The following is a 24,356-nucleotide window of genomic DNA, read 5'->3' as shown; positions in this document are numbered from 1 at the left end:
GCGTACTGTTGCGCGGATGAACGCCAGCGACCGTACCCCTGCCGACCTGCTGCGATCCGCGCTCGCCGCGGACCCGGCGCGCCCTTTGGTCACTTTCTACGACGACGCCACCGGTGAGCGCGTCGAATTGTCCGTCGCCACCTTCGCCAATTGGGTGGCGAAGACCGCCAATCTGCTCCAGGGCGAGATGTCCGCGGAGCCGGGCGAACGCCTGGCGCTGCTGGTGCCGGCGCACTGGCAGAGTGCCGTGTGGCTGCTGGCGTGTTCGTCGGTCGGGGTGGTCGCCGACATCGGCGGCGACCCGGCCGCCGCGGACCATGTGGTCGCCGGGCCCGGCCGGTTCGAGGACGGGCTCGCCTGCCGGGGCGAGCGGATCGCGCTGTCCCTCGCGCCGATGGGCCGCCGCTTCACCACCCCGCCCGCGGGCTGGGCCGACTACGCGGTGGAGGTGCCGAGTCAGGGCGACCGCTTCGCCCCGTACGCGCCGGTGGACCCGGAGGCCGAGGCGCTGACGGTGGCCGGGGTCTCGATGACGGGGGCCGAACTCGTGGAGCGCGCGCGTGCGGACGCGCGGCGGCTCGGGCTGGACGCCGGGGGGCGGGTGCTGTCGGGTCTGGGCTACGACACCTGGGAAGGGGTCGGCACCGGACTGTTCGCCCCGCTGGCCGCCGGGGCCTCGGTCGTACTGTGCCGCAACCTCGGCGAGTTGTCGGACGACGGGCTGGCGAAGCGCGTGGAGAGCGAGCGGGTGAGCCTCACCGTGCGGTGAGGCTTCTCCTGGGGTGACGGCGGGTGCGGCCTCCCGTGGGTGCGGCGTGCCCTGCGGTGCGGCGTGCCCCGCGGTGCGGTCGCGGTACGACAAGCCTCCGCATTCCACTCAAGTGGCGCACATCAGGGCCGAGCCCTCCCGGCCCGGGGGTCAACTGCGGTGGATGATCGGCGACAAGGACGTTTCCATGCACAACCAAGCGCCGGGTTCAGCCGTCTAGACCAGCGATCGGCGGCCCAGCGCGCTGCCGACGCCATGAAGGATGGACCCACACGTGACGGACAAGGCTGGCACGCCTGCGGAAGGGACCGCGGACGCGGCGGACGCGGACGGCGGCTCCGGCGCCGCGGGGGCGGAGCCCGCCCCCGCGGCGGACGCCCCCGCCTCCGTGAAGACCCCCGCCGACACCAGCCCCCCGGCGGACGCCGGCCCGGCGGACACCCACGCGAGCGGCGCGCCCGAGCCCACCGAGGACACCGAGCCCGCGGAGGAGCCCCCCGGCGACGCCACCGTCCCGGCGGCCGGCGGCTCCGCGGACGACGCGACTCCCGCGGCCGCCGACTCCGGTGACGCCGGCCCGGCCCCCGACGAGCCCGCCAAGGACACCGCCACCCCCGAAGGCGGAGCCGACGCCCGTGACACCGGCCCGGCCCCCGACGACCCCGCCAAGGACACCGCCACCCCCGAAGGCGGAGCCGACGCCCGTGACACCGGCCCGGCCCCCGAGGACCCCGCCAAGGACACCGCCACCCCCTCCGGCGGCGGCGGCGGTGAGCCGCCGGCGGACGGGGGCGACCCCCCGGCGGGCGGGGGCGGGGCCGGTGACGGCGGCGCGCCCCGGAAGCGGCACTGGCTGCGGTGGGCAGCGCTCGGGACGTCCGTCGTCGTGCTGGCGGCCGCCGGAGCCGGCTGGTGGTTCTACCGGAAGCTCGACGCCAACATCACCACCGACACCTCGGCCGCGGCGGAACTGAAGACGTACGAGCGGGAGCGGCCCGCCTCGGTCGCGACCGGCGCGGAGAACATCCTGCTGATGGGCTCCGACACCCGCGAGGGCGAGGGCAACGACCGGTACGGCAAGGACGAGGGCGGCGGCGGGAGCCAGCGCAGCGACACCACGATCCTGCTGCACATCGCCGCCGACCGGAAGAGCGCCACCGCGATGTCGGTGCCGCGCGACCTGATGGTCACCATCCCGAGCTGCCGCAAGCCGGACGGGAAGCGGACCCGGGAGCAGATCGCGCAGTTCAACTGGGCGTTCCAGTTCGGCGGCGCGGCCTGCACCATCCGTACCGTGGAGAAGTTCACCGGGGTCCGCATCGACCACCACATGGTGATCGACTTCCGGGGCTTCAAGGACATGGTCGACGCGGTCGACGGGGTCGAGATCTGCCTGCCGGAGCCGATCGACGACAAGGCGGCCCGGCTGAAGCTCGCGGCCGGACGGCAGACGCTGCACGGCGAGGAGGCGCTCGGCTTCGTACGGGCCCGCAAGACCCTCGGGGACGGCAGCGACACCGAACGGATGGAGCGGCAGCAGCAGTTCCTCGGCGCCCTGGTGAAGAAGGTGCAGAGCAACGGTGTCCTGCTGAATCCGACCCGGCTCTACCCGGTGCTCGACGCGGCCACCAAGTCGATCACGACCGACCCGGGCCTCGACTCGTTGAAGGATCTGTACGACCTCACCCGCTCCCTGCGGGACGTTCCGACGGAAAAGGTGCAATTCCTTACCGTCCCGCGCCAGCCCTACCATCTCGATCCCAACCGGGACGAGTTGGTGGAGCCGGAGGCGAGTGAGCTGTTCGAGCGGCTGCGGGAGGACACCCCCGTGACGGTCGTCCCGAAGGAGGAGAAGGAGGCGGCCGACGCGGCGGGCGAGAGCCCTTCGCCGGACCCGACGTTCTCCGGCACCAACGCGGCCGACGGCACCTGCGGGTAAAGCAATGGCCAAGCACCGGACGGAAGCGCGGAGGGATTGGGCGGATTGCCCGCTTGTAAGGGGTGAGGAATTTGTCACGCACGTCGCTCGACGCTGAACTGGGCGGATAGTGTGACGCGATCCGGTGCTTGTGACCCCATGTCGCGCACTGCTGGATCGAAGGACCGAGCGCCTGGGGGGAGGCGCCTCGCGTGGCACCGACGGAGGACTCAAACAACCGTGGATGCGCAAAGCCGTGGCCGGGCGGAGGACATCGACCCCGCCGACCAGTGGGTCATGAACCCGCAGACCGGCAACTACGAACTGCGACTGGACCAATCCGCACCGCAGTCGTCAGCTTCCTCCTCCCGGCCCGCGGGCGCAAGAAGAGCCGCGCGGGGCGCCGCTCCGGCGGACGAGGCGGCCGCGCCCTCGCGCACGGCCACCCGCCGCAGGCAGCAGGGCGGGGAGGAGCGGGCCGCCGAGGTGCCCGTCCAGCGCAGCAGGCGGGCCGGCGGCGGTGACCGCGTCCCGCCGCAGGCCGGGCGGCGCAAGCGCAAGCCGGCGGGCTCGCGCAAGAAGAAGGTGCTGCTGTGGACCGGCGGCGGCCTCGCGCTGCTGATGGTCGGCACGGCGAGCGCGGGCTACCTGTACTACGAGCACCTGAACTCGAACATCACGTCCGTCCCGGACGACAACGCGGGCACCGGCGGCTTCAGCAAGGACCGGGCGATCAACATCCTGCTGATCGGCACGGACAAGCGCACCGGCGCGGGCAACGAGGGCTACGGCGACAAGAACAGCCCCGGCCACGCGGACACCACCGTGCTGCTGCACGTGTCCAAGGACCGCACCAACGCGACGGCGCTGAGCATCCCCCGTGACCTCATCACGGACATCCCGGACTGCCCGACGACGCAGGAGGACGGCTCCACCAAGGTCATCCCCGGTCAGCAGGGCGTCCGCTTCAACACGAGCCTCGGCCAGGCGGGCCGTACGCCGAGCTGCACCATGCGGACGGTCACCGAGATGACCGGCATCACCATGGACCACTTCATGGTCGCCGACTTCAACGCCGTCAAGACGCTGACCTCGGCCGTCGGCGGTGTCCCGATCTGCCTCGCCAAGGACGTCAAGGACCCGGACTCCCATCTGAACCTGCCGGCCGGCGACCACACGATCGAGGGCGAGGAGGCCCTCGCGTTCGTGCGGACCCGGCACTCCTTCGGCAACCAGGGCGACCTCGACCGGATCAAGATCCAGCAGCAGTTCCTCAGTTCGCTGATGCGCACCCTGAAGTCGAACGACACGCTCACCAGCCCCACCAAGCTGGTCAAGCTCGCCGAGGCGGGCACCAAGGCGCTGACGGTCGACTCGAAGATCGACGACATAGGGAAGCTCCGCGATCTCGGCCTGGAACTCGGCAAGTTCGACATGAAGAACCTGACCTTCGCCACCGTCCCGGTGCTGGACAACCCGGCGGAGAAGGTCAAGGCCACGGTCATCCTGAACCCGTCCAAGGCGGACTCGCTGTTCTCGATGGTCAAGAACGACATCTCGCTGACCGAGGTCGAGGCGCAGAAGAAGGAGAAGCAGCAGGCCGCTCAGGCCGAGCAGGCCAAGCTGCTGGAGGGAACCAGGGCGGAGGCCTCCGGCGTCCGTGTGGACGTGCTCAACGGCGGTGGCCCGCAGGGCGCCGCCCAGAAGACGCTGGACTGGCTCCAGAACACCGAGGGTGTCCTGAAGTCCACCAACAAGGGCAACGCGCCCGCGGACGTCTCGCAGACGACGCTGGTGTACGCGCCCAACCAGGCCGACCAGGCCCGCAAGCTCGCGGACCTGATGGGCCTGCCCGCCACGGCGCTCAAGCCGGGCACGACCGACGCCGAGGGGCTGGAAGCGATGACGCTGACCCTCGGCCCGGACTTCAAGGGCGCGGGGGTGCCCATCACCGGTCCGGCAAAGGCGCCGGACGACGCGGTGCAGGCGGACAAGAAGATCTGCGCCGCGTGACATCGGAACCGGGCTCATCGGGGAGAGCCTGAACACAGGGGGGCTTGGGGTGGGACAGAGCAAGGTCCGTGGGGAGGGAACGCGTCAGCGCGGGCCTCAACCGGAACCCGGCGATTTCGGCTGGGACGAGAGCCTGTACGAGGAGGGCGGACGCGTCCCGGGCAGCCGCAGGGCGCCCGGCGGCGCCCGGACCGGCGCCGACGGCGACGGCCACGGCGACGGCGAGGACACGGCCGACGGCACGGCGGCGGATCCGCGGGGCGGCTCGCACCGGCGCGGCGGGGCTCCGCGACGCCGTGCGAAACGCGGGAAGCGCCGGATAGGGCGCCTGATCGCGCTGTCGCTGGCGGTGCTGATCCTCGGCACCGCAGGAGCGGGCTACCTGTACTACGAGCACCTGAACAGCAACATCCGCAAGGGCGAACGGAGCGCCGCCGACTCCGACGTGCGCAAGACCGCGCCCAACGCGGCCGGGCAGACCCCGCTCAACGTGCTGCTCATCGGCTCGGACAGCCGGAACACCGCCGCCAACCTCAAGCTCGGCGGTTCGAAGAAGAGCGTCGGGGCGAAGCCGCTCGCGGATGTGCAGATGCTGCTGCACGTGTCGGCCGACCGCAAGAACGCGTCGGTCGTCTCCATCCCGCGCGACACCAAGGTCGACATCCCCAAGTGCACCGACCCGAAGACCAAGGAGAACTTCCCCGCCACCCGCGACCTGATCAACGCGACGCTCCAGCGCGGCGGCGCCGGCTGCACGCTGGCCACCTGGCAGGAGCTCACCGGGGTCTACATCGACCACTGGATGATGGTCGACTTCGCGGGCGTGGTCTCGATGGCGGACGCGATCGGCGGCGCCGACGTCTGCGTCCGGCAGAACGTCTACGACGGCCCCAAGCCCGGTGTCCCGGGCGGCTCCGGGCTGCGGCTCAAGGCCGGCACCTGGCCGATCCAGGGCGAGCAGGCGCTCCAGTGGCTGCGCACCCGCCACGCCTTCGAGAGCGACTTCGGCCGCTCCAAGGCCCAGCACATGTACATGAACTCGGTCATCCGCAAGCTGAAGGACCAGAACGCCTTCACGGACACCGGTCAGCTCATGGACCTCGCGGAGACGGCCACCAAGTCGCTCCAGGTCTCGCAGGAGATCGGCACCGTCAAGAAGCTGTTCGACCTCAGCATGACGCTCAAGGACGTGCCCACCAGCCGTATCGCGATGCTGACGATGCCGCGCATCCCCGACCCGCAGAACCCGAACGCGCATGTGCTGCCCGCCCCGGGTGAGGCCGAGCGCCTCTGGGAGATGCTGCGCGAGGACCTCCCCGTGGACGGCAAGGAGCCCACGTCCGAGGCGAAGAAGCCGGCCGCGCCCAAGGACCCGGCCGCCGACCCGGCGGACATCGGGATCATGGTCCGCAACGGCACCGGCTCCACCACGCAGCAGCCCACGCAGCGCCGGGCGGCCACCGTGGCCGGGCTGCTGGCGGAGAAGGGCTTCACGGGGGCCAAGGCGGACGCCACCCCCGAGTCGCAGAAGCGCACCCAGCTCCTGTTCCCGAGCGCCGACCTGGAGGGCGACGCGCACGCCGTGGCCAAGGCCCTGGGCGTCCCCACGAGCGCGGTGAAGAAGTCGGCCGACGTGTCCGGCGTGACCCTGGTGGTCGGCGCCGACTGGCGGACGGGGAACACCTTCCCGAAGGCCGACCCGGCCTCCGGACCGCCGAAGAACACCGAGACGGTCATGGGCGACAACAAGGGCGAGTGCATGGACATCTACTGGCCCTACCGCTTCTGATCCCGCACCCGCCGTACGACGCCGGCCCGCCCCCTGCGCAGGGGGCGGGCCGGCGTCGTACGGCGGGGGTGTCTCAGGCCGCGGTGCTCACCGGGGGACGGCGGCTGGCGATGACCTTCTTCGCGAGCGAGCGCGGACTGGTCAGGAAGCCGTAGCCCCAGGACATGTGCATGGTGGCGAGGGCGACGGGGATCTTCAGCCGGGCCGCGAGGGGCAGCCCCTTGCCCGCCGGGACCGAGCCCGCGGCGATGGCCGCGAGGTAGCCGCCGGGCACCACCAGCGCCCAGGGCGTGACCGCCGCGCCCACGACCAGCCCGGCGGCGATGGCGCACACGGCCACCGGCGGGGCGAGGTAGCGCAGGTTGATGGAGCCGGCGTGGTAGCGGGCGACGACATGGCGCCAGCGGCCGTAGTCCTTGTACTGCTTGGCCAGCGCGCGCACCGAGGGGCGGGGACGGTACTGGACCCGCAGCTCGGGCGAGAACCAGATCAGGCCGCCCGCCTCGCGGATCCGGAAGTTCAGCTCCCAGTCCTGGGCGCGGATGAACTCCACGTTGTAGCCGCCCTGCTGCTCCAGCGCCTCACGGCGGAAGACGCCCAGGTACACGGTCTCCGCGGGGCCGGCGGCGCCGCCCGTGTGGAAGGCCGCGTTGCCCACGCCGATCTTCGACGTCATGGCCGCGGCGACCGCGTCCTCCCAGGTGTTCTCGCCCTCGGCGTGCATGATGCCGCCGACGTTCTGGGCGCCGGTCTCCTCCAGGAGGCGCACGGCGGTGGCGATGTAGTTCGGCGACAGCATGCCGTGGCCGTCGACGCGGACGACGATCGGGTGGCGCGACGCCTTGATGGCGGCGTTCAGCGCGGCCGGGGTGCGGCCGGTCGGGTTCGGCACGGTGTGGACGCGGGGGTCCTCGCGCACGAGTTCTGCGGCGATCTCGTCGGTACGGTCCGTGGACGGTCCGAGCGCGATCACCACCTCCATCTCGCCGTCGTACTCCTGCTCGAGGATGTGACGGACCGAGTTGCGCAGGTGCCGCTCCTCGTTGAGGACCGGCATGATCACGGAAACAGGCGGCGTGGCGTTCATCGCCCGCCACGTTACCGCGAACGGGGGACCCCCAGGCGCGGCGGCCGGTGTCGCAGATCGTATGGGCCTACGGTGCTCAGGATTCCCTGCCGTCGGTCCCGGTGCAGGATCCCGTCCTTTGCGGAGGTGTCCCTTGCCCCCACCGCCCCGTCCCAGGCGTCCGGCCCCCCGGCCCGCGCGGCCGGTGCCCGGCCGCCGCCCCGCCCCCCGGGCGAGACGGCCCCGCTGGGGCGCCCGGATCGTGACCTCGCTCTCGGTGCTGGTGCTCGGCGTCGGCGGCATCGGGCACATGGTCGTGTCGAGCCTGGAGACGGGCATCGAGCGGGTCGATCCCTTCCGTGACATGAAGAACAGGCCCGGCGGCGGCCACGGCACCAACATCCTGCTGGTGGGCACCGACGGCCGGGACTGGATCACGGCCGAGGAGAAGAAGAAGTACAAGCTCGGCGGCGCGGGGTGCCGCTGCACCGACACGATCATGCTGGTGCACATCTCCGCCGACCGGGAGCGCGCCAGTGTGGTGAGCCTGCCCCGGGACAGCTACGCGGAGATCCCCGAGCACACCGACGCGACCACCGGCAAGCGCCACGAGAAGCACCCGGTGAAGCTGAACGCCGCGTACTCCGAGGGCGGCCCGGCCCTGACCGTGCGGACGGTGGAGCACATGACCCGGGTGAAGATCGACCACTACCTGGAGGTCGACTTCACCAGCTTCATGCGGACCGTGGACGCCGTGGGCGGCGTCCGGATCTGCACGGCCCGCCCCATGAAGGACTCGTACACCGGCCTCGACCTGCCCGTCGGCACCCATGAGCTGACCGGCGGCCAGGCGTTGCAGTACGTGCGCTCGCGGCACATCGACGGGGCGGCCGACCTCGGGCGCATGCAGCGCCAGCAGCGCTTCGTGGCCGCCCTCGTCGACCGGGCCACCGGCAGTGGCGTGCTGCTGAACCCGGTGAAGCTGCGCAAGGTCACCTCCACCGTGCTCGGCTCGGTGCGCGCGGACAAGGACTTCGGCACGGACCAGATGCTCGCCCTCGGCAAGGCGATGCGCGGGTTCTCCGCGGCGTCGTCGGAGTTCACCTCGGTGCCGGTCGGTGACGTGAGCCACGTGGTCAAGGGCGTCGGCTCGACGGTGAAGTGGGACGACGCGAAGTCGCGCAAGCTGTTCCAGCTCATCCGGGACGACAAGCCGATCGCCGTGCAGCGGCCGCGGCGGCCGAAGGCGACCCTGGTCGACGTCTCGCCCTCGCAGATCCGTGTCCAGGTCTACAACGGCACCCGCTCCGACGGTCTGGGCGAGCAGGTGGACACGGCGCTGCGCGGGACGGGCTTCCTCACCACGCGGTCCCCGCTGAACGGCGGCGACGGCGCCGTGAAGCGCACCTATGTGACGTACGACCCGCGCTGGGACCGTTCGGCGAAGTCGCTGGGGACGGCGCTGGGCGGCTGCGAGCTGCGGCCGGTGCGGGGCCAGGGTCCGACGATGAAGGTGATGGCGGGCTCGGACTTCGACGGGGTGACGCCCGTGCGGGCGGAGGACCGCCGTCAGGGCGAGTTCGGCGCGGTCACGGGCGACCAGGTGGTCTGCCCGTAGAACGGCGCTCCCGGGGGCGCGGATCCGCGTCCCCGGGAGCCTGTGCTCTCGGCCGGCGACGGCCTCAGTCGTCGATGCCCTCGGCGGCGCGCTTCTCGCGCAGCTCCCTGATCGCGCGCCGGCGGGCGAGCCGGTGGGTGCGCCGGATCTGGGCCTCCTGGTAGCGGCGCCGGTCGCGCTCCGTCTCCGGGACCACGGGCGGGACCTGCCGGGGCCGGCCGTCGGCGTCCACGGCCGCGAAGACGAGGTAGGCGGAGCCGACCTGCTGGGCGGGGGTCGACTCGTTCCACCGCTCGGCCATGACCCGGACGCCGACCTCCATCGAGGACCGCCCCGTCCAGTTGACCTGGGCCTTCACATGCACCAGGTCGCCGACCCTGACCGGCTCCAGGAAGACCATCTCGTCCATGGAGGCGGTGACCGCCGGTCCGCCGGAGTGGCGCCCTGCGACGGCGCCCGCCGCGTCGTCCACCAACTTCATGATCACGCCGCCGTGCACCGTGCCGAGGAGGTTCGTGTCGTTGCCGGTCATGATGTGGCTGAGGGTGGTGCGGGACGCCTCGGTGGGCTTGCCCGGGATGTCGCTCTCCGGGCGGGGGGCCTGATCTGTCATGGCGTCCACCTTATGCCGGGGCGCGGGCCCGTCCTCATTGCATCAGCTTCGCTACAGCCCTGGTGTGATTTCCCACCCGCTCTGTCGGGCCGGGGCCCACCCCCGGCACACTGTTCCGCATGAACGACTGGCCGAACGGATGGACCGCCGAGGGCGGCAACGGCGACGGACGCGGCTACGGGCGCGGCAGCGCCGGGCAGCAGCCCGAGAGCGCCCGTGTGATGCGCCATGTCCAGCGCCCGGCGAACCCGCCGCGCAGCTCGGTTCCGCCGCAGCAGCGCGGCCAGGACCAGGGCTACGCCGAGCCCGGCTACGACAGCGGTTACAACACCGGCCAGGTCTACGGCTCCCCCGCGGGCGGGGGCCACGGCGGCGTCCCGCCGCAGGGCGGCGACCCGTACGGGCGGCCCGGCAGACCCGCGCCGGACTGGCGCAAGCGCCTCAAGGTCGGCTCGATCGTCGTACTGGTCGCCGTGCTGGGCACGACGATCGGCACCTACTTCTGGGCCGACGGCAAGGTGCGGCGCGAGGTCGATCTCTCCAAGGTCGTCGAGCGGCCGGCGGAGGGCGACTGCACCACCTACCTGATCGTCGGCTCGGACAGCCGTGAGGGCATGTCCGCCGAGGAGAAGAAGAAGCTCCACACCGGTTCCGCCGAGGGCAAGCGGACGGACTCGATGATGATCCTCGCCGCCTGCGGCAGCGGGAACACCATGATCTCGCTCCCCCGTGACTCGGACGTCGAGATACCGACGTTCGTCGGCTCGGAGTCGGGCAAGACGTTCCCGGGCACCGGCCGCCGGGTCAAGCTGAACGCCGCGTACGCGGAGGACGGGCCGGAGCTGCTGGTCCGCACCGTGGAGCACAACACCGGCCTGCGCATCGACCACTACGCGGAGATCGGCTTCGCCGGCTTCGCGAACATCGTGGACGCGCTCGGCGGTGTCGAGATGGACATCGAGAAGGGGTTCAAGGACAAGAAGTCCGGGGCCGACTTCCAGGCGGGCAAGCAGACCCTCGACGGCGAGCAGGCCCTCGCCTTCGTCCGCACCCGGTACGCCTTCGCGGGCAGCGACCTGGACCGGACGAAGAACCAGCAGAAGTTCCTCTCCACGCTGGCGAACCAGGCGGCGACGCCGGGCACGATCCTCAACCCGTTCAAGCTGTACCCGACGCTCGGCGCCGGTCTGGACACCCTGATCGTCGACAAGGACATGTCCCTGTGGAACCTGGGGTCGATGTTCTTCGCGATGAAGGGCGTCAGCAGCGGCGACGGGAAGTCGATGAACATCCCGATCTCCGGCAGCCGCGGCGGCAACCTCGTCTGGGACAAGGCGAAGGTGCAGCAGCTCGTGAAGCAGATCCAGAACGACGAACCGGTGACCGTCACCGGCAAGTGACGCCGGCCGCACGAGGGGCCCGCACCGCGTCGGCGGTGCGGGCCCCTCGGTGTCGCGGGGCTACGCGAACGGGTTGGCGTGGCCCGGGAGCTGCTGCCCCGGCGGGAGGAAGCGGCGGCGGCCGTGCTCGTCGGTGACGGCGGTGAGGCCGGCGGCCGTGAGGCGGTCGGCGATGCGCCGGCGCCGGACGTCGCTCAGCCGGAACGCGCCGACGAGGAACGCGGTGAGGACGGCGCTCACCGCGAGGGCCTCCACCCACTTGCCCATGGCCAGGAAGATCACGGCCACGACGCCGATCATCGCGTAGGCGAACCGCTTCTGGCTCGCGCCGGTGGGCTGCGCCATCACGTCGTAGCCGATGCGGTCCTTGAGCACGGCGACGGCGGCCTCCGCCTCGGGCAGCGGGTTCAGCGTGCCGGGCTTGAGGCCGGGCACGGCGCCGCCCATGCCGGCCTCCGGGTGGGCGGCGATGGTCGCCGCCTCGCGGGCGCGGGCCTCGGGACGGGGGTCGCGGTACAGGCGCACGGCGAGGACGGACTTGTTGTGCCCCTCGCGCCAGGCCTCCCCGTACGAGAAGCCGTACTGCTCGGCGACGTACGCCTGCGCGGCGACCCGCTTGGCGACGGATGCCTCCTGCCGCAGCTCGACGACGTCCTGCGTGGCGATCTGCCGCAGCAGCGACGCGATCCGCTTGTCGGAAGCGCCCATGTTCTTCTCCCACCCCATGCGTGTGAAACCCCCCGGCCGCCCGGTGGCGGCAGCGAAGCGTAAACCGAGCCGGAGTGGATCATTCCGGCGGGTCCCCCTCCCTGCACGCGGCGTTGGGGCCGCACCCGGTCGCCCCCTTCCCCGCCACAGCCCCCCACAGTTGTCTACAGTGGCTGTAGAAACTGCTGTGACGGCGGCGCGGGATCCGCGCAACGACGGGGGCGAACGGTGGCAGGGGAAGCATGGGACGGGACGACGGGCGCCGAGGGCGGGCAGCGGATGCGGCTCAACGAACTCGCCCCGCCCGGCGGGGGCTCGGGGGCGCCGGATCTGGCATCGACACCGGCGCAGAAGAAGGCCGCGGCCGACGCGATCGAGAAGCACCTCGAACCCGACACCAAGAAGGCCGGTGACACGGCGGAGGAGAGCACGGGCGCGGCGGTCAAGGAGTTCGGCGCCAAGGACGGCGAGGGCTGGGACACCTCCCCGGCGCTGAAGAAGGCGCACGAGACGTGGGGGAAGCAGGTCAAGGCCCTGATGGGCCGCCTCGGCTCCGAGAAGACCGCGCTGCGGAACACCTCTGTCCTCTTCCGCAACAACGACATCGGCATCGCCTTCCAGGCCCGCCAGTCGTCCTCGCTCGACAAGCTCTGAGCGCGCCGACGCCTGACCCGCTCGCACACCGGCTCCTGGGGGAAGCATGCCGACGTACCACGAAGTGATGACCACCGACCTGTCCAAGCTCACCGCCGCCGCCGCCAAGTGGGACGACATGGCGGCGGAGTTCAAGAAGCAGGAGGACGCGTACCGGCGGGATGTCCACGGGATATCCCTCGGCGCTCCCCTCGGTCCGCCCGTCTGGTCGGGTCTGGGCGCCAACGCCGCGAACGACCGCTTCAGCGTGACGTTGAACGAGTACCAGGCGGCCCAGAAGCAGGCCAAGGCCGTCGCCTCGCTGCTGCGCGACGCGCACACCCAGTTCACCGAACTGCGCGGCAAGGTGCAGAGCGTCCGGGCGGACGCGGTGAAGGCCGGGATGACCGTCTCCGAACAGGGGCACGCCTCCTTCGACACCGCGCGCCTCAGTGACGGCGAACGCAGCGCCTACGTCCACGACCCCAGCTACCAGGAGTCCGCCCGCAAGGCGGCCGGCGAGTGGAACCAGGCCATCACGGCGGCGGTCAAGGCGGTGACGGACGCCGACGACGGCGTCCGGATCGCCCTGGAGATGGTCGTCGTCGACAGCAACACGCAGGACGGCACGTTCAACGGCTTCAACGCCGGCGCGAAGCACGACGTCGAGCAGTACGAGGCAGAGAACGCGAAGGACATCGCCACCAGGATCAACAGCGGCGAGAAGGTCTCCGCCGCCGACATGGCCGAGCTCCAGCGGTCCTTCCGGGACAACTCCGACAACAAGGCCTTCAGCCAGACGTTCCTGAACGGGCTCGGCACCGACGGGACGATCAAGCTCGCCAACAAGCTGAACGACAAGGACCTGAAGGATCTGGAGCGCGGACTGGCCAACACGGTGGCCGGCGCCACCCAGGTCCCGGGCAAGACCTCCGACATGCCGCCGGGGTCGAAGAAGTTCAACGAGTGGCTGAACAGCGCGGACGGCAGGTTCTACCGCGAGTGGACCGAGAGCCTCGACGCGTCCGGCACCAAGAACTTCGGCTCCAACACGCAGCCCCTGTACGGCTACCAGTCGTTCGTCAGCATGATGCAGCACGCCGACGAGGACTTCGACGACCAGTTCCTCTACCAGCTCGGCGACGACCTGATCGCCGCCGAGAAGGAGAACGAGGGCATCTTCACCAAGTGGGGCGGCGGCTGGGAGAAGAGGGGCATCGAGAGCGACCCGATCGACGGACTCCTCGGCGTGATGAGCAGGAACCCGGACGCCGCGACGGCGTTCCTCGACCCGGACGGAAACGGTCCGGCCGGCGACCACGTCGGCAACGACCACCTGAAGTACCTGCTCGGCAGCGGCGACGACTCCCGTGAATGGCCCAAGAACGTCATCACCGGGTACGGGGTCACCACCTATGACGACCACACCAGCAGGATCGGCCTCGGCGCCGCGCTGGAGGCCGCGACGACGGGGCGCGAGCCGGGCGCGCCCGGGGCCGCCTTCGACCAGCACTCGGAGGCCCAGGCGCGCGTGATGCAGGAGACGATCAGCGTCCTGGACAAGGACGGCAAGGGCGACACGATCGACCAGAACCTGAAGGTCCCCCTCGGACGCGCCCTCGCCGACTACACCGTGGACACCCACGCGATCCTCAGCGGGACCGAGCCCACCAGCCCCGGCGGAGGCTCCGGGATCAACGCCAACGGAGAGGACTCCGGCATCACGAACAGCAAGCACAGCCTGCTGCGGGTGATGCGCGGAGTGTCCGACGGCGTGTACGGGGCGACCCCCGAGGGCGAGCCCGTCCTCGTCTACGACATGCTGTACGAGAACCAGAAGCTGTACTCGGCCGAGTACCTGGACACGGCCCGGGACGCCCCCGCGGGGCAGCGTGACAACGTCGTGGGCGACTGGGACAACAAGGCCCGTGACGTCGGTGAGGTGTACGGGGCGATGACGGCCATCGGCTCCGACATGACCCTCGACGACCGGGACACGAAGATCGGCAACCTGAACGACCAGATGCGCTACACGTACCACGGCGTCGGCGGCCTCTTCACCCAGATCCCGGTGGTGGGCGACCCGATCCAGCGCATGGTCGACGCGGCCACCTACGAGTACTCCAAGGACGTCTCCGCCGCGGCGGAGGACGTGGCCAGGTCGAAGGACAGCACCAACACCTCCACCGGGGTCGGCGGGACGAACGCACTCATCGACGCCTGGGGGTCGGAGCACGGCATCAAGGGCAGCGAGGCCCACAAGCACGCCAAGGGCGAGGCCGAGCAGAGCTTCATCACCGGCCGCGAGGACGCCTACTCGGCTCTGCGGACGAGGAAGTGACATGAGCGAGGGCAGCGACCGCACGGAGGTCGGGCGGAAGGCGGCCGGGCGGAAGGCCGTCGGACGGAAGGTGCTCGCCCCGGTGCTGGGGATCGGCCTGTTGGTGGCGGGACTGCACCTGAGGCTGAACACCAACGTCCTCGGCGAGGACGAGGTGTGCGGAGGTCTGGTGCCCACCGCAGCGGCCGCCGCCGTCTTCCCCTCGTCCGGCCGGGTGTCCGACGGCAAGGGGCTGGACGACCGGCCGGGCGACCGTCTCGCCTTCAGCTGCACGGTGGAGAGTTCGTCGTTCCTGCCGGGTTCGGACACCGGGCACATCCGGGTCACGGGCACGCGTGAGCGCGGTGACTTCCCCTTCACCGACGACGGCCGCTGGCCGAACCCGGCCACGGTGTCCTACTTCGCCGGAGACAGCACCGGCGGGGTCGGGGCGGACCACGGCTGGGTCCTGCTGCCCGCCGCCTGCACGACGGCGGACGGCGGGCCGGCGGTCGTCGAGGGCTGGGCCCCCGAGGGATCGGACCCGGTGAAGCTGGCCGGGCTCCTGACCGACGTGGCCAACGCGGCGGCCGAAAGGGCCGGTTGCGCGGCCGGGGAGCCCCTGGTGGCGCCCCGCACGCTCGCCGCCGCCCCGGCTCCGCGGCAGCCCCGGGACGGGGCCGTGTGTGGTCTCGCCGGGATGACGTTCCCCGGACCACGGGAGGGGACCGGCGCCGAGGAGACGGTCCTGGACGCCCCGGGCCCCACCTGGGCGTGCCATGTGGCCGGATACGCGACCTACGCGGTGACCCAGGAGCCCCGCGTCGTCGAGGGCATCCGGTCCTCCCCCGGGTACGAGGCCCAGCCCGCCGCGGCCGGCCACGCGATGTCGGGATTCGATCCCTACCAGGCGGTCACGGACTGCGCGGGCACGCCCACGTACTTCTCCATGGAGACCGGCCCGAAGTACCACGACGCCACCGGCACACCCGGCACGCCCCGCCTCCGGCCGCTGTTCGACAGCTTCGTCGCAGCCGCCGGCGACCGGTTCGGCTGCTCCGCCCCGACCTCGTGAGGACGCGACACATGACACACCGACGACACCGGCTGCTCCTCGCGGCCCTCCTGCTGCCGGCCCTGGTGACCGGCTGCGGGAGCGACGCCGGCGGCGGCACGGCGCCGCTCAGCCTGAGCGGACTGACCGAGACCGCCGACGAGGTGCCGGACGCGGGGGCCGACACCTGCCCGCTGCCCTACGACATCGCGGCGGCCGCGAAGACCGCGGGCCTCGACGGGGCGGCCGGTCCGGGCCCCGTGCGGGACGAGGGCGAGCCGGTCGCGACGGCGGAGGGCGGCAAGCGGGCGGAAGCGGGGGAACCGCTGGCGGAGAACCCCGGGGTCCTGGTGAGCTGCGCCTTCCACATCGGCGGGGAGGACGTGCCCGTGCACACCGTCGCCACCCGCTCCCCGCAGGCGCTGGCCCCGCTGGCCCCGGTGATCCAGATGCTCAGCGGGGCGTCCGCGGACGGCCTGAGCGCCTACCTCCGCGAGACGGGTGACGCCGAGGCCGGGGACGCGGTCGTCACCGAGAGCGGCAACGTCGCCGCGGTGCGGCTCGCGCTCACCGGGGACGGCGACGCCTACCTGCTGGTCGGTCTCGGCGAGGCCGGATCCGGTGCGCCCGCCCGGGAGCAGCAGGTCTCCGACCTCGCCCGGGCGCTCGCCGACCAGGTGGGATAGCGGCGGCGCGGGCGGGTTCCGGTTCGCGTGCGCCGGTGGGCGGCGGGTTCCGGTTCGCGTGCGCCGGTGGGCGGCGGGTTCCGGTTCGCGTGCGCCGGTGGGCGATGAGTTCCGGAGACCGCGCCGGTCTACCAGGAGACAGACAGAGCGCGGCGCCCAGCCGCCGCCCACCACACCGGAGGACCGGCCATGAAGAAGATCATCGCGCAGCTCTTCATCTCGCTCGACGGCGTCATCCACAACCCCCACGAGTGGCACTTCCCCTACTTCAGCGATGCCATGGGCCAGGCGGTGGACGGTGTGATCGGCCAGGCGGACACGCTGCTGCTGGGCCGGGCCACCTATGACGGCTTCGCCGAGGCGTGGCCGGGGCGGGAGACGGAGGGCGGGGAGGACGCGTACTTCGCGAAGAAGCTCGGCGACACCCGCAAGGTCGTCGTCTCGCACCGTCCGCTGGACGGGGCCTGGCGGAACTCGGAGCGGCTGGAGGGCGACCTCGTGGACGCGGTCACGGCGCTGAAGAACGAGCCGGGCGACGGCCACGTCGCGGTGAGCGGTTCGGTCTCCCTGGTACGGCAGTTGCTGGCCGCGGGGCTGCTCGACGACCTCAACCTGCTGGTGCACCCGATCGCCGTCGGCAAGGGAGACCGCCTCTTCCGCGACGGCTCCGACACCGTGCCGCTGACCCTGCTCTCCTCCACGCCCCTGGATCTGGGGGTGCTGGACCTGCACTACGGGCCCGCCGCGCCGGCCGAGGACGCCTCCTACGAGGACGCGAAGCAGCACCTGGCCGGGGCGGAGAGCTGATCAGCGGGCCTGTGCGGGGGCCGCGCCCGTGACGCGGGCGGCCCCGGCCGCGGCCTTCTCGTCGGCGTCCGCGAGCAGGAACAGCACGGGCGGGAGGGCGAGTTCGATGCCCGTGAGCACGAGCTGGAAGACATGCGGGCGCCCCTCGGCGGCGAGCGAGAGCAGCCGCCCGACCGCCCCCAGCAGGAAGACGGCGGTGAGCCAGCGCACGGCGGACGCGGGGATCGGCGAGCGCCGGGCCGCCAGCAGCCAGGCCAGCCCGTAGCCGGCGAAGACCGCGCCGAAGAAGCGCCCCAGGCTGTCCATGGTGGGCCCGGCGTCCTCGGCGCCCGGCACGACCGCGTTGCCCAGCAGGACGTGCCCGAGCCCGATCGCCAGACAGGCGTACCCCATCGTGAGCACGAGCCCCCGCAGTGCCTTCGCCTTCGCCATGACCTGCCGCCCTCCGCCGGAAGCGCACTAGTAGACGTGTGTCAACCAGACTCCGCCGCTAGTAGACGCGTGTCAAGTAGGATCGGCGGATGCCCCGCCAGCGCCTCACGCCCGAACAGCGGCGCGCCCAGCTCCTGGACGTCGCCGCCACCCTCTTCGCCGCACAGCCCTACGAGGACGTGACGATGGAGGAGATCGCCGAACGGGCGGGGGTGTCACGCGCGCTGCTCTACCGCCACTTCCCCGGCAAGCGGGAGCTGTTCGCCTCGCTCTACGCCCAGGTCGCCGGGCAGTTGCTGGCCAGCACCAGGGTCGACCCCGCGGAGACGTTCACCGAACAGCTCACCGAGGGCCTGGACGCCCACATCGGCTACTTCGCCGCCAACCGCCACACCGTCCTGGCCGCGAACCGGTTCCTGGCGGGCGACCGCCTCATCCAGACGATCATCACGGACGAGCTGGACGCCCTGCGGGAGAAGCTGCTGGGCGCCCTGCCGCTCACCGACGCCCGCAACCGGGCAGCCGTCTCGGGCGTGCTCAAGAGCTGGCTGGTCTTCGTCCAAGTCCTCTGCCTGGACTGGCTCGTCGAGGAGACCTGCACCCGCGAGGAACTGCGCGACGTGTGCATCGGCGCGGTGGTGGGCGCCCTGCGCCCACTCCTCGACGAGGACCCGGCCCCCGAGTGGGGCGCCGGGCGCTGAGGCGTCAGCCTCGGGACGCGTAGACCACGAAGGCGGCCCACACCCCGGGCGCGAAGCCGAGCTCGGGCCCGGCGGGGTCCTTGGAGTCGCGGACGCGGATCGCACCGGGGGTGGCGGCGCACTCGACGCACTCGGGGCCGTCGTTGCTGCTGTAGCTGCTCTTGACCCACTCCGGCGTCGCGCCGTCGCCGTCTGCGGTCCTGCGGCTCATGTCTCTCCCAGCACTTTCTCGACGAAGGCCAGGGACTCCCGCGGAGTGAGGGCCTGGGCCCGGACAATTCCGTACCGCAGCTCGATGATCCGGACCTCCTTGGGGTCGGAGATCAGACGGTTCGACAGCTGGCCCTCCCAGTGTGCCACCGCCGTACCGTCGTCGAACTTCAGCAGCTGGAACTGGCCGCCCATGCCCGCGTGGTCCTCCCGGTCCGTCGGCATCACCTGGATCTCCACATGCCTCAACCGACCGACATCCAGCAGGCGTTCGAGCTGGCGGCGCGCGATCGCCCGGCCGCCGAGAGGCCGTCTGACCGTGACCTCCTCCAGAACGAAGGTCAGCATCCTGAGGGGCTCTGCGCCGAAGATCTCCTGCCGCGCCATCCTGGCCGCCACGTACCGGGCGATCTGGTCCGCGCCGAACGCCGGCCGCCGCATCTCGTACAGCGCGCGGGCGTACTCCTCGGTCTGGAGCAGGCCGTGCAGATTGTGGTTGCTGTACGAGCCGAGCTCGACCGCCTCGCGCTCCAGCTTCGCCAGGTCCCGCACCTTCTTCGGGTACCGCGCCTCCGCCACGTCCTTCTTCATCGCGGCCAGCTTCCCGCCCGCGCCGAGGACCTCGTCCGCCCTGTCCAGGAACTCCGGCTTCGGAATCCGCTTGCCGACCTCGACCTTGTAGACCTGGTTCTCGCCGTATCCGATGGCAGCGCCCAGCTCGGCCGCGCGCAGGCCGGCCGCCTCCCGCCACAGCCTGACCTGCCGCCCCACGGCCGCGATGACCGCTCCCGAGTCGTCGTCCTCCAGCTCGACGTCCCGGTCCGCCTCGTCCGCACCCTCGTCCACCATCGCGACATCCGCCTCCGCCCGCCGCCCGTACCGTGTCGTGAGCGGTCCGCCGTACCGGGTGGACACGTCCGTACACCACCGGGACAGTCACTGTCCGTACACGTGCCGCTGTGGTCAGCGTAGACACCGGGCGGCCACGCTGAGTGACGTGCATCAGGAAATCACCCGAACCGAAACCTCCGCTCCGGACCGGCAGTTCACCGTGCTGCTCTCCCCCACCCGCCGGGGTGCCAGGCTCGCCCGCCTGCTGACCTGCGCCCGACTCGACTCCTGGGGGCTGCCATCGGAGGCCGCCGCGCAGATCGTCGCCGAGCTGGCGGCCAACGCGGCGACCCATGGCCGCCTACCCGGCCGGGACTTCCGGCTGGAGCTCGCCGTCCGGGACGACGGGGAGCTTCTGCGGATCGCCGTCACCGACACCCGGGACGACCGGCTCCCGCCCGCCTCCGGCGCCCCTTTCGCGCCGGCCGACGACGAGTCCGGCCGGGGCCTGCTGATCGTCGGGGCGCTGGCCGACCGCTGGGGCGTGGCCCTCGGACCGGCGCCCCGCAAGACCGTCTGGGCGGAGCTGGACCTCGTCCCGTAGCAGGTCGGACCGGGTCGCGGAGGACTGCGACGCGGTGTGCCGCGACGCGCCCGCCCGGGACGCAAGAAGATCAAAGAACTCCGGAAAGAACCGGGGAAACCACCCCTCCCCACCCTCACCGACGTCACCTGACGCTTCGTCACTCGCACGGGTGACTTTGCCCGATCGGGCTGGATTTCGGGTGGGTTGACGGGCATATGCTCGCGGCGACAACCGCAGACATGCGTCGGCCCCCGGCCGGGACTGGCATCCCGATCGAGGGCCTGACCACCGAGGAAGTTAGGGCTTCCCGATGGATACCGAGCAGATTAGCGCGCCCTCGCGCGCCCAGTACCGCGTTCGCCGCCGTGTCACCGCCTTCGGCGTGATCCACGTGAACGCGATCCACACCAGCCGCTTCACGATCGTCGGCAACCACCTCGCCCAGCACGGCGCGTTGTCACTCACCGCGATCGGGCTCGCCGTGCACATCCAGTCGCTGCCCGACGGCGCGAAGGTCGGCATCAAGGTGCTCGCCGACCGCTTCCCGGAGAGCGAGGCGCGCATCGCCGCCGCCCTGCGCGAGCTGGAGGCGCACTCCTACCTGGCGCGCACGGTCGAGCGCCTGCCCGGCGGACGGGTGGTCACCCGCACCGTGTCGCACAACCACCCGGACGCGGCAGCCGGTTCGGTGCCCCCGGCCCCGGAGCCCCCGGCGGAGCCGGAGCGGACGCCGGTACCGGCGGAGCCGCCCGCGGACGCCCCGGAGCCGCCACGGGAAGCCGCACCGCCGCCGCAGCCCGCACCGGCGCCGGTACCCCGGCGGGCACCGGAACCCGAGCCGGAACGCGCACCGGAACGCGAAGCCGAGCCGGAACGCGAACCCGCACCCGCACCCGCACCCGCGCCACTGCGGCCCCCGCTCCCTCAGCCCCTCGCCCCGGAGATCCACCGCACGGCCGCCGACCTCCTCGCCGGCCTCCGGCGCGACGATCCCCGCCTGATCCTCGGTGAGACGGACGTCCGGCGTCTCGCGCCCGCCGTCGCCGCCTGGCTGGAGCGCGGGATCACCCCCGAGACCGTCCGCCACACCCTGACCGGCGGCCTGCCGCACCCCGTGAGACGCCCGGCGGCGCTCCTCGCGCACCGCCTCACCGTCCACCTGCCTCCGCGGCTCCCCGACCTGCCCCCACCCGAGGTCGTCCACCCCATGCACGACTGCACCGGCACCTGCAAGCGCGTCATCCGCGCGGCGGAACCCGGCCCCTGCCGCGACTGCCGACTGGCCGCCGAGGCGACCCGGGCCGAGGCCGCGTGAACCGTCCGCCCGACAGAGCCGGCCCCTCCGTCCGCCCCACCGAACCGCCCCATCGAGTACGGGAGACACCGTGAACGCCGACATCGAGGCCGCCCGCGTGCGCCAGCGCGCCAAGGCCTACGAGGAGCTCACCGACATCGCCAGCCGGCTCCAGTTGCTGGTGCGTCTGGAGAACGGCGCCGACCCGCACGTCGGGTCGGCCCTGCACGCGGTCCGCTTCGCCGTCACCATGCTCTGGCCGACCACACCGGAGTCCCCGCCGCCGGACTACCGCCACGACAGCGAGTACCTGCACTACCTCGCGGGGCACTGGCGGGAAGCGGCCCTGGAGATCGGCGAGTTCGCCGTCGAACGCCCGGCGGCCCTGCGCCTCGTCGGCGACACCAAGCCGCCCGCCTGATCCCGCCCGCAGGTGTTCCGCCCCGGCGACGAGGGTCCCCGCTCAGCGGATCAGTTCGTGCCGGACGTAGTCGGGATGCGCCGCACCGGTATCCAGGAAGTTCTCGTCGAGCCCGTTGGTGATCCGCAGGACGTCCTCGCCGAAGGCGAACTCGACGGCCACCGTCCCGGCCGCCAGGTCGCGCCCCGGTGGCCTCGGCCGCCACTCCAGCAGCCGGGCCTCGGTCAGGACACGTCCGACGAGCGGTTCGAGGCACTCGTGGTCGCCGGACCACCGAGGAGTGAACTCGGACCACTCCCACCCCGTGACGGCCGCCGTCGTGTCGATCTCGTTCCAGCCGATCGAGAGTTCGTCGAGCTTCCAGTGGCAGACCTCCACCCGGACGCCGTCGAAGTCCAGCACAATCGGAAGATCGGCGAACCAGTCCCCGTCCTCGACGAACCGGACCACGGCGAACCCCGTAAGCCGCCGCCCGGCGAGCGCCGCCAGACGTGGCCCGTGCGCCCGCCGCACCTCCTCGATCCCGACCAGGAACGTCGGCTCGAAGCCATGGATCCCTCTGCTCACAGCGCCTGCTTCCCTCGTCGTCCGGCATCGCGAAGCCTAGAAGCCGTGCACGACGATCCAGTACCCGGCGTCCTCCATCGAGGCCGCGCAACTCTGCGCCACGCTGCGCCCCGGGACCGGTCGCCGATACGGCGCCCTGCCGTGCTGGGTCGCCGCACAGCGCACGCGCACGGCACAGCACCCCGCCCCCCCGTCAGGTCGCGGCGGCACGCGCGGAAGTCGTCGCGCGGCCCGCGCGAAGGCCCCGGCAGGAGCGGTGCGTCCCTGCCGGGGCCGGTGGATCGGTGGCCTGCGCGGGCCTCAGCGGCCGGCCTGGAGGGCGCCCCAGGTCGCCGGGCCCACCTCGGCGTCGACGGTGAGGCCGCGGGCCGACTGGTAGTCGCGGACCGCCTGCGCGGTGCCCGAGCCGAAGATGCCGTCGGCGGAGACCGTCCGGGCCAGCGCGGCCGTCAGCGCACGCTGGAGGCGCTGCACGGCCTCACCGGTGGAGCCCTGCTTCAGCACCGGCCGGGCGCCGGCCGAGAGCAGGGCCGTCCAGGTCTTCGGGCCCACCGTCCCGTCCGCGGCGAGGCCCTTCGCCGTCTGGAACGCGCGGACGGCGGCGGCCGTCCCGGTGCCGAAGTCGCCGTCCACCGCACCGGCGTTGAAGCCCTGGGCGTTCAGCAGCCACTGAGCAGCACTGACCTGGGCGCCCGTCGAACCGGCGCGCAGCGTGGCGTACGAGGAGAAGGTGAGCTGCGGCGGGGCCGTCGAGCTGCCGCCCACGAGCTGCATGTAGCGGTTCCAGTCCCAGTGCGGGCCGGGGTCGGTGTGGTCGTTCCCCGGGACCTCCACATGGCCCACGATGTGCGCCCGGTCCTTGGGGACGCCGTAGCGGTCGGCGATCGAGCGGGTGAGCGCCGCGGAGGAGCGGTACATCGCGTCGGTGAACCAGGACGGCTGGTCGACCCAGCCCTCGTGCTCGATGCCGACGGAGTACGGGTTGCCGGACCTGGCGTGCCAGGCGGTGTCCTTCTCGCGGACCATCTGCGTCACCTGGCCGTCCGAGGAGCGGACGACGTAGTGGGCGCTGACCTGGGACGCGGGGTTCTGGATCCAGCTGATGGTGCCCGCGTACGAGCCCTGGGTGACGTGCACGACGACCGCCGTGATCGCGGAGGTGCGCCCCACCTTGTAGTTGCTGGTGCTGGCCGGGACCCAGAGGGCGGACGGGTAGTCGGGCGCGGCGACCAGCGGCGCCGCGTCGGCGTAGGCGCCGCGGTCGGGCTCGACCGCCGTGGGCCGGACGGTGACGGCGGAGCCGTCCTCCGCGCGGGCGTGGACGCCCTGGACGAGCAGGTCGTAGACGCCGTCGGCGTAGAAGCGGGCGGCGCGGTCGTCGGAGGAGCCCCCGTAGCGCGCCACCGCCTCGTACCAGGCGGCGGGGCGGTCGCGTTCGGCGCCGGTGAGCCCGGCGGCGTCGGCACGGGCGCGCAGGACGGCGGCGCCGCCGCGGATGTTGGCGGCGGTGTCGCGGCGCAGCGTCCCGACCGGGACGCCGGTGAGCCTGGACGCCTCGCGCAGGGTCTGCTGACGCGGGTTGTCCACCAGGTGCATCACGCCGTAGCCGCGGGCCTGGCTGGGCCGCCCCTCGTGCCCGTCGAGCCGGCTCTCGCCGTACCCGACGGCGACGAGCACGTCCCGCGGGACGTCGAACTCCTCGGCGGCCTCCGTGAAGGCGGCCGCCACGGTGGGCGGGGCAGGGGGCGCGGTGCGCGCCTGGGCTGCGGGTGCGAGGGCTGTCAGGGTGAGCCCGAGTACGGCGGTGAGGACCGCCGGAATGTGCCGTGTCGGTGCCGCATGGTGTCTCACGGAGCCTCCGTGGTACGGGAGTTGGGGCGACAGGACCGTTCACGCCGGTCGGCGTCCGACCACTGAAGC

Annotated in this window: 23 protein-coding genes; 15 read left to right on the top strand and 8 right to left on the bottom strand. The window is 72.2% G+C overall.

Going from position 1 to position 24,356, the window contains the following annotated elements:
• Positions 1–16: 16 nt before the first annotated feature.
• The 4 genes from JE024_RS21270 to JE024_RS21255 all read left to right on the top strand — a co-directional run bounded on the left by JE024_RS21270 (position 17) and on the right by JE024_RS21255 (position 6,489).
• Positions 17–769, top strand: coding sequence for a TIGR03089 family protein (locus tag JE024_RS21270; RefSeq protein WP_205375114.1), 753 nt, complete (start codon positions 17–19; stop codon positions 767–769).
• 262 nt (positions 770–1,031) lie between these two features.
• Entirely contained in the window at positions 1,032–2,708 is a 1,677-nt protein-coding gene (locus tag JE024_RS21265; RefSeq protein WP_205375113.1) for an LCP family protein, read from the top strand.
• Between the two features lie 219 nt (positions 2,709–2,927).
• Entirely contained in the window at positions 2,928–4,700 is a 1,773-nt protein-coding gene (locus tag JE024_RS21260) for an LCP family protein (protein WP_205375112.1), read from the top strand.
• A gap of 49 nt (positions 4,701–4,749) precedes the next feature.
• Entirely contained in the window at positions 4,750–6,489 is a 1,740-nt protein-coding gene (locus JE024_RS21255) for an LCP family protein (protein WP_244883018.1), read from the top strand.
• 73 nt (positions 6,490–6,562) lie between these two features.
• Here the strand turns inward: JE024_RS21255 and JE024_RS21250 are convergent, their stop codons facing one another.
• Positions 6,563–7,576: a glycosyltransferase family 2 protein gene (locus tag JE024_RS21250; RefSeq protein ID WP_205375111.1), complete on the bottom strand. Its 1,014-nt coding sequence runs from the start codon at positions 7,574–7,576 to the stop codon at positions 6,563–6,565.
• A 133-nt stretch (positions 7,577–7,709) separates the two neighbouring features.
• Between JE024_RS21250 and JE024_RS21245 the strand changes: the two genes are divergently transcribed.
• Positions 7,710–9,173: an LCP family protein gene (locus tag JE024_RS21245; protein WP_443742866.1), complete on the top strand. Its 1,464-nt coding sequence runs from the start codon at positions 7,710–7,712 to the stop codon at positions 9,171–9,173.
• Positions 9,174–9,237: 64 nt separating this feature from the next.
• Here the strand turns inward: JE024_RS21245 and JE024_RS21240 are convergent, their stop codons facing one another.
• Complete coding sequence (locus JE024_RS21240) at positions 9,238–9,786, bottom strand: acyl-CoA thioesterase (RefSeq protein ID WP_205375109.1); 549 nt, start codon at positions 9,784–9,786, stop codon at positions 9,238–9,240.
• 119 nt (positions 9,787–9,905) lie between these two features.
• Between JE024_RS21240 and JE024_RS21235 the strand changes: the two genes are divergently transcribed.
• Positions 9,906–11,186, top strand: coding sequence for an LCP family protein (locus tag JE024_RS21235; protein WP_205375108.1), 1,281 nt, complete (start codon positions 9,906–9,908; stop codon positions 11,184–11,186).
• 60 nt (positions 11,187–11,246) lie between these two features.
• Here JE024_RS21235 and JE024_RS21230 read toward each other — a convergent pair whose 3' ends face one another.
• Positions 11,247–11,894: a hypothetical protein gene (locus JE024_RS21230; protein WP_205375107.1), complete on the bottom strand. Its 648-nt coding sequence runs from the start codon at positions 11,892–11,894 to the stop codon at positions 11,247–11,249.
• A 228-nt stretch (positions 11,895–12,122) separates the two neighbouring features.
• Between JE024_RS21230 and JE024_RS21225 the strand changes: the two genes are divergently transcribed.
• The 5 genes from JE024_RS21225 (at position 12,123) to JE024_RS21205 (ending at position 17,394) form a co-directional block, all read left to right on the top strand.
• Positions 12,123–12,548, top strand: a complete 426-nt coding sequence (locus JE024_RS21225; protein WP_372449822.1) for a hypothetical protein — start codon at positions 12,123–12,125, stop codon at positions 12,546–12,548.
• Positions 12,549–12,615: 67 nt separating this feature from the next.
• Positions 12,616–14,868 (top strand): DUF6571 family protein, encoded by a 2,253-nt coding sequence (locus JE024_RS21220; RefSeq protein ID WP_307840705.1) that lies wholly within the window; start codon positions 12,616–12,618, stop codon positions 14,866–14,868.
• Between the two features lies 1 nt (position 14,869).
• Positions 14,870–15,922 (top strand): hypothetical protein, encoded by a 1,053-nt coding sequence (locus JE024_RS21215; protein WP_205375105.1) that lies wholly within the window; start codon positions 14,870–14,872, stop codon positions 15,920–15,922.
• A gap of 11 nt (positions 15,923–15,933) precedes the next feature.
• Positions 15,934–16,587 (top strand): hypothetical protein, encoded by a 654-nt coding sequence (locus tag JE024_RS21210; RefSeq protein ID WP_205375104.1) that lies wholly within the window; start codon positions 15,934–15,936, stop codon positions 16,585–16,587.
• A 189-nt stretch (positions 16,588–16,776) separates the two neighbouring features.
• The gene (locus JE024_RS21205; protein ID WP_205375103.1) at positions 16,777–17,394 is read left to right on the top strand and encodes a dihydrofolate reductase family protein; all 618 of its coding nucleotides are present in this window, start codon (positions 16,777–16,779) and stop codon (positions 17,392–17,394) included.
• Here JE024_RS21205 and JE024_RS21200 read toward each other — a convergent pair whose 3' ends face one another.
• Positions 17,395–17,826 (bottom strand): DUF4345 domain-containing protein, encoded by a 432-nt coding sequence (locus tag JE024_RS21200; RefSeq protein ID WP_205375102.1) that lies wholly within the window; start codon positions 17,824–17,826, stop codon positions 17,395–17,397. It abuts the gene before it with no gap.
• A gap of 89 nt (positions 17,827–17,915) precedes the next feature.
• Between JE024_RS21200 and JE024_RS21195 the strand changes: the two genes are divergently transcribed.
• Positions 17,916–18,527, top strand: coding sequence for a TetR/AcrR family transcriptional regulator (locus JE024_RS21195; RefSeq protein ID WP_205375101.1), 612 nt, complete (start codon positions 17,916–17,918; stop codon positions 18,525–18,527).
• A 4-nt stretch (positions 18,528–18,531) separates the two neighbouring features.
• Here the strand turns inward: JE024_RS21195 and JE024_RS21190 are convergent, their stop codons facing one another.
• Both JE024_RS21190 and JE024_RS21185 read right to left on the bottom strand, forming a co-directional pair.
• Complete coding sequence (locus JE024_RS21190; RefSeq protein WP_205375100.1) at positions 18,532–18,738, bottom strand: DUF397 domain-containing protein; 207 nt, start codon at positions 18,736–18,738, stop codon at positions 18,532–18,534.
• On the bottom strand, positions 18,735–19,586 hold the full coding sequence (locus JE024_RS21185) for a helix-turn-helix domain-containing protein (protein WP_205376651.1): 852 nt from the start codon (positions 19,584–19,586) through the stop codon (positions 18,735–18,737). The genes JE024_RS21190 and JE024_RS21185 overlap by 4 nt, the downstream gene beginning before the upstream one ends.
• 148 nt (positions 19,587–19,734) lie before the next feature.
• Here JE024_RS21185 and JE024_RS21180 point away from each other — a divergent pair, with 148 nt between their 5' ends.
• The 3 genes from JE024_RS21180 (at position 19,735) to JE024_RS21170 (ending at position 21,869) form a co-directional block, all read left to right on the top strand.
• Entirely contained in the window at positions 19,735–20,172 is a 438-nt protein-coding gene (locus JE024_RS21180; protein WP_205375099.1) for an ATP-binding protein, read from the top strand.
• A 292-nt stretch (positions 20,173–20,464) separates the two neighbouring features.
• Positions 20,465–21,469: a helix-turn-helix domain-containing protein gene (locus JE024_RS21175; protein WP_205375098.1), complete on the top strand. Its 1,005-nt coding sequence runs from the start codon at positions 20,465–20,467 to the stop codon at positions 21,467–21,469.
• 70 nt (positions 21,470–21,539) lie between these two features.
• Positions 21,540–21,869, top strand: coding sequence for a hypothetical protein (locus JE024_RS21170; protein WP_244883017.1), 330 nt, complete (start codon positions 21,540–21,542; stop codon positions 21,867–21,869).
• A 42-nt stretch (positions 21,870–21,911) separates the two neighbouring features.
• Here the strand turns inward: JE024_RS21170 and JE024_RS21165 are convergent, their stop codons facing one another.
• Positions 21,912–22,436 (bottom strand): hypothetical protein, encoded by a 525-nt coding sequence (locus tag JE024_RS21165; RefSeq protein ID WP_205375097.1) that lies wholly within the window; start codon positions 22,434–22,436, stop codon positions 21,912–21,914.
• Between the two features lie 300 nt (positions 22,437–22,736).
• Entirely contained in the window at positions 22,737–24,287 is a 1,551-nt protein-coding gene (locus JE024_RS21160) for a peptidoglycan-binding protein (protein WP_244883016.1), read from the bottom strand.
• Between the last annotated feature and the right edge of the window lie 69 nt (positions 24,288–24,356).

The organism is Streptomyces zhihengii (assembly GCF_016919245.1).
In the GTDB taxonomy this organism is placed as follows: domain Bacteria; phylum Actinomycetota; class Actinomycetes; order Streptomycetales; family Streptomycetaceae; genus Streptomyces; species Streptomyces zhihengii.
The sequence above is the reverse complement of the archived record's forward strand: the minus strand, read 5'-3'. Positions and strand labels throughout refer to the sequence as shown.

Coding starts and splice junctions, on each gene's coding strand:
- JE024_RS21270 (WP_205375114.1), top strand. CDS start 17: ATGAACGCCAGCGACCGTACCCCTGCCGACCTGCTGCGATCCGCGCTC.
- JE024_RS21265 (WP_205375113.1), top strand. CDS start 1,032: ATGGACCCACACGTGACGGACAAGGCTGGCACGCCTGCGGAAGGGACC.
- JE024_RS21250 (WP_205375111.1), bottom strand. CDS start 7,576: ATGAACGCCACGCCGCCTGTTTCCGTGATCATGCCGGTCCTCAACGAG.
- JE024_RS21240 (WP_205375109.1), bottom strand. CDS start 9,786: ATGACAGATCAGGCCCCCCGCCCGGAGAGCGACATCCCGGGCAAGCCC.
- JE024_RS21235 (WP_205375108.1), top strand. CDS start 9,906: ATGAACGACTGGCCGAACGGATGGACCGCCGAGGGCGGCAACGGCGAC.
- JE024_RS21230 (WP_205375107.1), bottom strand. CDS start 11,894: ATGGGCGCTTCCGACAAGCGGATCGCGTCGCTGCTGCGGCAGATCGCC.
- JE024_RS21220 (WP_307840705.1), top strand. CDS start 12,616: ATGACCACCGACCTGTCCAAGCTCACCGCCGCCGCCGCCAAGTGGGAC.
- JE024_RS21215 (WP_205375105.1), top strand. CDS start 14,870: ATGAGCGAGGGCAGCGACCGCACGGAGGTCGGGCGGAAGGCGGCCGGG.
- JE024_RS21210 (WP_205375104.1), top strand. CDS start 15,934: ATGACACACCGACGACACCGGCTGCTCCTCGCGGCCCTCCTGCTGCCG.
- JE024_RS21205 (WP_205375103.1), top strand. CDS start 16,777: ATGAAGAAGATCATCGCGCAGCTCTTCATCTCGCTCGACGGCGTCATC.
- JE024_RS21200 (WP_205375102.1), bottom strand. CDS start 17,826: ATGGCGAAGGCGAAGGCACTGCGGGGGCTCGTGCTCACGATGGGGTAC.
- JE024_RS21195 (WP_205375101.1), top strand. CDS start 17,916: ATGCCCCGCCAGCGCCTCACGCCCGAACAGCGGCGCGCCCAGCTCCTG.
- JE024_RS21190 (WP_205375100.1), bottom strand. CDS start 18,738: ATGAGCCGCAGGACCGCAGACGGCGACGGCGCGACGCCGGAGTGGGTC.
- JE024_RS21185 (WP_205376651.1), bottom strand. CDS start 19,586: ATGGTGGACGAGGGTGCGGACGAGGCGGACCGGGACGTCGAGCTGGAG.
- JE024_RS21175 (WP_205375098.1), top strand. CDS start 20,465: ATGGATACCGAGCAGATTAGCGCGCCCTCGCGCGCCCAGTACCGCGTT.